Annotated in this window: 6 protein-coding genes and 2 pseudogenes (1 of these 8 running past the window's edge); 2 read left to right on the top strand and 6 right to left on the bottom strand. The window is 62.9% G+C overall.

All coding sequences use genetic code 11. The features are described from left to right. The 5 genes and pseudogenes from EOB59_RS31160 to EOB59_RS31140 form a co-directional block, all read right to left on the bottom strand. Positions 1 to 34 (bottom strand): annotated as a pseudogene (locus tag EOB59_RS31160) (OmpA family protein); it reaches 533 nt to the left of the window's first position. Positions 35 to 150: 116 nt separating this feature from the next. After that, the gene (locus tag EOB59_RS31155) at positions 151 to 714 is read right to left on the bottom strand and encodes a GNAT family N-acetyltransferase (protein WP_128290020.1); all 564 of its coding nucleotides are present in this window, start codon (positions 712 to 714) and stop codon (positions 151 to 153) included. A 5-nt stretch (positions 715 to 719) separates the two neighbouring features. Further along, positions 720 to 1,586: a 3-mercaptopyruvate sulfurtransferase gene (gene sseA, locus EOB59_RS31150; protein WP_127397450.1), complete on the bottom strand. Its 867-nt coding sequence runs from the start codon at positions 1,584 to 1,586 to the stop codon at positions 720 to 722. A gap of 39 nt (positions 1,587 to 1,625) precedes the next feature. Continuing rightward, positions 1,626 to 2,369: an alanyl-tRNA editing protein gene (locus EOB59_RS31145; RefSeq protein ID WP_128290019.1), complete on the bottom strand. Its 744-nt coding sequence runs from the start codon at positions 2,367 to 2,369 to the stop codon at positions 1,626 to 1,628. After that, a complete protein-coding gene (locus EOB59_RS31140) occupies positions 2,369 to 3,403 on the bottom strand; it encodes a cysteine synthase A (protein WP_128290018.1) in 1,035 nt (344 codons plus the stop codon). The genes EOB59_RS31145 and EOB59_RS31140 overlap by 1 nt, the downstream gene beginning before the upstream one ends. 329 nt (positions 3,404 to 3,732) lie before the next feature. Between EOB59_RS31140 and EOB59_RS31135 the strand changes: the two genes are divergently transcribed. Both EOB59_RS31135 and EOB59_RS31130 read left to right on the top strand, forming a co-directional pair. Then, positions 3,733 to 4,554, top strand: coding sequence for an SDR family oxidoreductase (locus tag EOB59_RS31135; RefSeq protein WP_023812065.1), 822 nt, complete (start codon positions 3,733 to 3,735; stop codon positions 4,552 to 4,554). Between the two features lie 78 nt (positions 4,555 to 4,632). Beyond that, positions 4,633 to 5,607, top strand: a complete 975-nt coding sequence (locus tag EOB59_RS31130) for an alpha/beta fold hydrolase (RefSeq protein ID WP_128290017.1) — start codon at positions 4,633 to 4,635, stop codon at positions 5,605 to 5,607. Positions 5,608 to 5,710: 103 nt separating this feature from the next. Here the strand turns inward: EOB59_RS31130 and EOB59_RS31125 are convergent. Next, positions 5,711 to 5,915, bottom strand: a pseudogene (locus tag EOB59_RS31125) (ATP-dependent helicase); the annotation flags it as partial.

Below are 5,915 nucleotides of genomic sequence, written 5' to 3'. Positions count from 1 at the left end.
TCAGCGCGGTGGCAAGTGTACGGCGGGTCAGCATGTCTTCGTCTCCTTCGGCCTTGGCCGCATTGATGGTGCCGGCAACATGCCAAAAACAGCCTGAAGGGCCGATGAACGGCGGGGTCAGATTCGAACCCGTGTCAGCTTCCGGCTAGTCTAGGGCCGCATGACGCTGGCCGCGCGCTCGGTGAAAGGCAGCGGATGGACGATTTCCCTCTTTTGCGCCACCGGTGCAAAGCCGAGCTTCTGGTAGAGCGGCAGAGCCGCCGGATGATCGAGCGTGCAGGTCTGCACCGTCACCCGCTTCGGCCCATACGACCATGCGGCGGCGATCGCGGAGCCCAGGAACCAGCGGCCGATGCCTTGCCCGGTGGCATGTTCCATCATGCCGAAATAGGCGAGCTCGACTTCTTCCGGCAGATGCGGCTTGAGATCGAAGAAGCCGGCGGGCGCGCCGTCGAGGTAAAGGACCCTGATGTCGCGATCCTCACGATGGATGCCGGCGGAAAGCTCGTCGTCATCCAGCCTCAGCACATTGACCCAGTGCCATTTGCGCCCCACCCGGTCCATCAGATAGCGGTAAAAATGCAGCGGAATGTCCTTGGTCTTCAGCAGCGCGACCTGACGGTTATACGGCACGGCCGGTGAATAGGCCGGAGGCACATGCATCTCGAGGAACGTCACCGTGACTTCGATGTCTTCCAGCGCGCCGTTTTCCATCGTCTTCATTCCTTGCCGATCACAACGGGGCCGGTCACGACAGGCGTGTCGGAAAGCCCGCCCCACTCCGTCCAGGAGCCGTCGTAAAGCCTGTTGTTTGTATGGCCAAGCGTTTCCAGCGCCAGCGTCACCACCGCCGCGGTAATGCCGGAGCCGCATGAAGTGACGACAGGTTTCGACAGATCGATGCCGGCCTCCTCGATCGCCTTGCGCAGGCGGTCCTTCGACAGCAGCTCGCCATTTTCCGACAGCGCCGAATAGGGCAGATTGCGCGCGCCGGGCATATGGCCGGAGCGGATACCCGCGCGCGGCTCAGGTTCAGTGCCGGTGAAGCGGCCCGGTCCACGGGCGTCGGCGATCTGGCTCGCCTTGGTGTCGACGATCCCGCGCATGTCGGCGAGGCTGGCGACGCGCCCGGCGTCGAAATCGGCATGAAACACGCTTGGCGCGATCTTCGTCGGCTCAGCCGTCACCGGCCTGCCGGCCGCTTTCCAGCCATCGAAGCCGCCATCCAGAATATAGGTCTGAAAGACGCCCATCACCCGGAACATCCACCACGCCCGAGGTGCGGAGAAGAAACCCGGGCCGTCGTAGACGACGATTGTGTCATCGGCCGAAACGCCCATGGCGCCGACATACTGGGCAAAATGCTGCGGCGACGGCAAGGTATGCGGCAGGGGCGAATCCGGGTCCGAAACGGCATCCTGATCGAGAAATCGTGCGCCCGGGATGTGGGCCGACTCATACTCGCCGCGCGCATCGCGCTTCTGCGCCGGGAGATACCAGGATGCGTCGATGATCGTCAGGCCCGGCTCGCCGAGACGTTGCTGCAGCCAGTCTGCGTCGACGGTGAAGGGGCTGTCCTCGGCCATTTTGTTCTCCTGCTCGCTTTTTGGCGATCACTGTCCTGTTCAGTTTGCCGGCATCGGCCCAAAGCGGATGCGGAAGCGCCGGTTCTCGCGGCCCTTCTTCTCGATCTTGCCGATGTGGATTTCGCCGACTTCGGCGGTGCTTTTCACATGGGTGCCGCCGCAGGGCTGGCTGTCCACCGAGGCGTTGTCGCCGATACAGACCAGGCGGATCTTGCCTGTGCCCATCGGCGGCCGGACGTTCTTGGATTTCACCAGGCCGGGATTGGCGGCCAGGTCCTCGTCACTGATCAGCCTGACAAAGATCGGATGATCGGCCCGCACCAGGTCCATCAGCCCGGCGGTGACGTCCTCCTTGGTGAAGCCGGCATCCGGAGCGTCGAAGTCGACACGGCTGTCGTCCTCGGAAACCGAGGCACCGGTGATCGGGAACGGGCAGACGGCGGTAAGCAGGTGGCAAGCCGCGTGCATGCGCATCAGGAGATGCCGCCGCTCCCAGTCGATCGCCAGCCTCAGCGCCTCGCCGGGCTGCGGAACCGCCTGCTCCGGCGCCGGCACGTGTATGATCTCGTCCTTGGTCTCACCGGTGAGGGTGGCGGCAATGGCGATTCGGCTGCCGTCGCCACGTTCGAGATACCCGGTATCGCCCGGTTGGCCGCCTGAAGTGGCGTAGAAGATGGTCCGGTCGAGGATGATACCGCCGCGATCGTTGACGGCAACGACCGTTGCGTCCGCCGTCCGCAGGTAGGCATCGTCGCGAAACAGGGCGTCCGTCCTGTTTGCCATCACGCGACCTTTTCGAACGGCACCGGAATTGTGCTCTTCAGTTCCATCCAGCCTGGCACCGGCAGCTGCTTTTCGCGCAGGAATTCCGGGTTGAACAGTTTTGATTGATAGCGCGTGCCATAATCACAAAGAATGGTCACGATGGTGTGGCCGGGACCTAATTCCCTGGCCAGACGGATCGCGCCGGCTATGTTGATGCCGGTCGAGCCGCCGACGCAAAGGCCCTCTTCCTGGATCAGGTCGAAGACGATCGGCAGCGCATCCTCATCGGGGATCTGGAATGAAAAATCCGGCGTGAACCCTTCGAGATTGGCGGTGATGCGCCCCTGCCCGATGCCTTCGGTGATCGAGCTACCTTCGGACTTCAGCTCGCCGCTGGTGTAGAAAGAATAGAGCGCGGCCCCCAGCGGATCGGCGAGCGCGATCTTCACATCCCGGTTTTTGGCTTTCAGTCCGGAGGCGACGCCGGCCAGCGTGCCGCCAGAACCGACCGCCGACACGAAACCGTCGACCTTGCCGCCGGTCTGGCTCCAGATCTCCTCCGCGGTGGTGCGGATATGGCCGTCACGGTTGGCGACATTGTCGAACTGGTTGGCCCAGATGGCGCCGTTCGGTTCTGTCTTTGCCAGTTGCTCGGCCAGCCGCCCCGACAGTTTCACGTAATTGTTGGGATTCCTGTAGGGCACGGCCGGCACCTCGATCAGCTCAGCGCCGAGCAGCTTGATCGTGTCCTTCTTTTCCTGGCTCTGCGTATCGGGAATGACGATGACGGTTCGGTAGCCGAGCGCCTTAGCGACCAGCGTCAGCCCGATGCCGGTATTGCCCGCCGTTCCCTCGACGATCACACCGCCGGGCTTCAGCAGCCCGCGCTTCTCGGCGTCGCGGATGATGAACAGGCCCGCACGATCCTTGACCGACTGGCCGGGGTTCATGAATTCGGCCTTGCCCAGGATCTCGCAACCGGTTTGTTCCGAAGCTTTGTTGAGGCGGATCAGAGGCGTGTTGCCGATCGCGTCGATCACAGAACGGGGCATTCAGGATTCCTTGTGTAGGTGCGCCGAAACCCTAGAAACCCGAAGCTGCGGTTTCAAGGCAAGAATTTGTCTGGTCCAGTCGCATTTGCAGTGCTGTTGTTGCGTCGGCGCGTTCCCGAGACCGACCTCATGCGCCACTGTTCATTTCCGGCTGACGTTGAAAAGCGGCTTTTCATTCGATTTCTTCACCGCTAGAGCAATTCCAGGAAAAGTGTGAAACGGTTTTCCGTCCGGAATTGCGTAGAAACAAGGAGATAGAGCAGTTCGCCGTTTCCGTGAAACGGTGAACCGCTCTAGAGCAAAGCACCAACAAGTCGACAGGGCGCAGCATGACACTCTACCGGGCTAACCCGAAGCACGGCGTCGCCTGGATCACGGGCGGCTCAAGCGGCATCGGCCGTGCACTGGCCAGGGATCTTGCTTCCCAGGGCTATGCCGTCGCGGTGACGGCGCTCGACGACGATCCGATCGACACGCTTGTCGTCGAGACCGCGCAGATGCCGGGCAGCGTCACGGCCTTTCCCTGCGATGTCACCGACGAGCCGCGCATGGCGAGAACCGTCGCCGCGATCGAGAAGGAGCTCGGTCCCATCGTGCTCGCCATCTTCAATGCAGGGAACTACATTTCGACGCCGGGGGAGAATCTTGTCGTCAACGACTTTCGCCGGTCCTTCGAGGTCAATTATTTCGGCATCATCAACGGCCTCGTGCCCGCGGTCGAACGCATGCGTGTGCGGGCGCGCGGCCATGTCGTGCTGGTCGGCTCGGTGACATCCTATTTCGGCTGGCCGACAACGGCCGCCTATGGCGGCACCAAGGCGGCCATCAACATCCTGGCCGAGTCGCTGAAGTATGATTTCGACAAGATGAACGTGCGTATCCAGGTGTTCAATCCCGGCTTCATCGACACCCCGCTGACCGAGAAGAACATGCTGCCCATGCCGGGACTGATGCCGGTCAGCCGCGCATCGCGCCGCATGGCGCGGGGCATCAAGTCGGGCGGCTTCGAAGTCCATTTCCCGCGCCGGACCAGCTGGCCCCTGAAACTGCTCGGCCTGCTGCCGAGGCCGCTGTGCAGAGGGTTTATCAGCCTGATGACCAGTTGGAAGGCGCGGCCGCTGCATTACGACCGCAAACCCCCGATCGAATAAGACGCCGGCGAAATTGGCAGGCCCACCGTTTCGGGCCGCCTTGGTCATGGTTGAGACAAGTGCTGCGTGGAGTCTGCGATGGGGCGACGGATCGTGCTTGCTGTGCTGGGCCTTATCGCCATTCTCGCACTGGCCTTCGTGCTCGGCCCGCGCGTTCGCGTCGACACCACGATCCGTTTCGATCCCTCGCTCATCGCTGACGATCCGCAGGCCTATGTGGCAAAGGCGGAAGCCGCCATCCCCGGAATCCGTGACGGGCTGGAAAAAGAGATCGTCTGGGCCGATCCGTTGGTGCATGCCAGGACGCCGCTGTCGATCGTCTACATCCACGGCTTTTCCGCATCGAAGGGCGAGGTCCGCCCGCTGCCCGACGAAGTGGCGGAACAGCTTGATGCCAATCTCTTCTACACCCGGCTCACCGGTCACGGGCAGGATGGCGCGGCGATGACGCAAGGCAGCATCAACGCCTGGATCAACGACTATGAGGAAGCGCTCGCCATCGGCCGGGCGATCGGCGACAAGGTGATCGTCATCTCGACGTCGACCGGCGGCTCGCTGGCGGTCTGGGCGGCAACGCAGCCCGGTGCATCGGACGAGGTGGCGGCGATTGCGTTCATCTCGCCGAACTTCGGCGTCAAGGCTTCGGGCGCCGAGATCCTGACCATGCCGTGGGGCAAACAAATTGCCAGGCTGGTCGCCGGCAAGGAACACAGCTTCGTGCCGCGCAACGCGCTGAATGAAGAATTCTGGACCACCCGCTATCCGATCGAAGCAACCTTGCCGATGCAGGCGCTGACCGAGCTTGCCTATGGCGCGCCGGTGGAGAAGGCGACCATCCCTGCTTTGTTCATCTTTTCTGATTCGGACAAAGTGGTGCGGGCCGACCGCACCCGCGAGATTGCCGGGCGCTGGGGCGCGCCGCATGAACTGGTTCCGGTCGATGACACCGGCGACCCGGACAATCACGTCATTGCCGGCGACGCGCTGTCGCCATCGACCACGGCGTTTCTGGCGCAAAGGATCGCCGTCTGGATCGAAGCGGTGGTGAAGTAAGCCGACGAAAAAGGGCGGCCGAAGCATCGCTTCAGCCGCCCTTTCCTTGGTCTGTCCCGGCAATCAGCCAGGCTAAGCCTGACTGATTACAACGCGATCTGGCTTACGCAGCCCGCGCCGCCGGACGCTTACCGCCGAAGCGGCGCTTGTTGTTGCCCTTGAAGGCCGGCTTGGCGCCATCCGGCTTGCGCTCGCCGGCGAAGGCAGGCTTGTCGCCGAAGCGCTTCTTGCCAAAGCCGTTGCCCTTGTTCTCGCCACCGGGCCGCCTGCCGTCGCGACGACCATTGCGGTCGTTGCGATCATTGGCC

Source organism: Mesorhizobium sp. M7A.F.Ca.MR.176.00.0.0 (assembly GCF_004023165.1).
Taxonomy (GTDB): domain Bacteria; phylum Pseudomonadota; class Alphaproteobacteria; order Rhizobiales; family Rhizobiaceae; genus Mesorhizobium.
The sequence above is the reverse complement of the archived record's forward strand: the minus strand, read 5'-3'. Positions and strand labels throughout refer to the sequence as shown.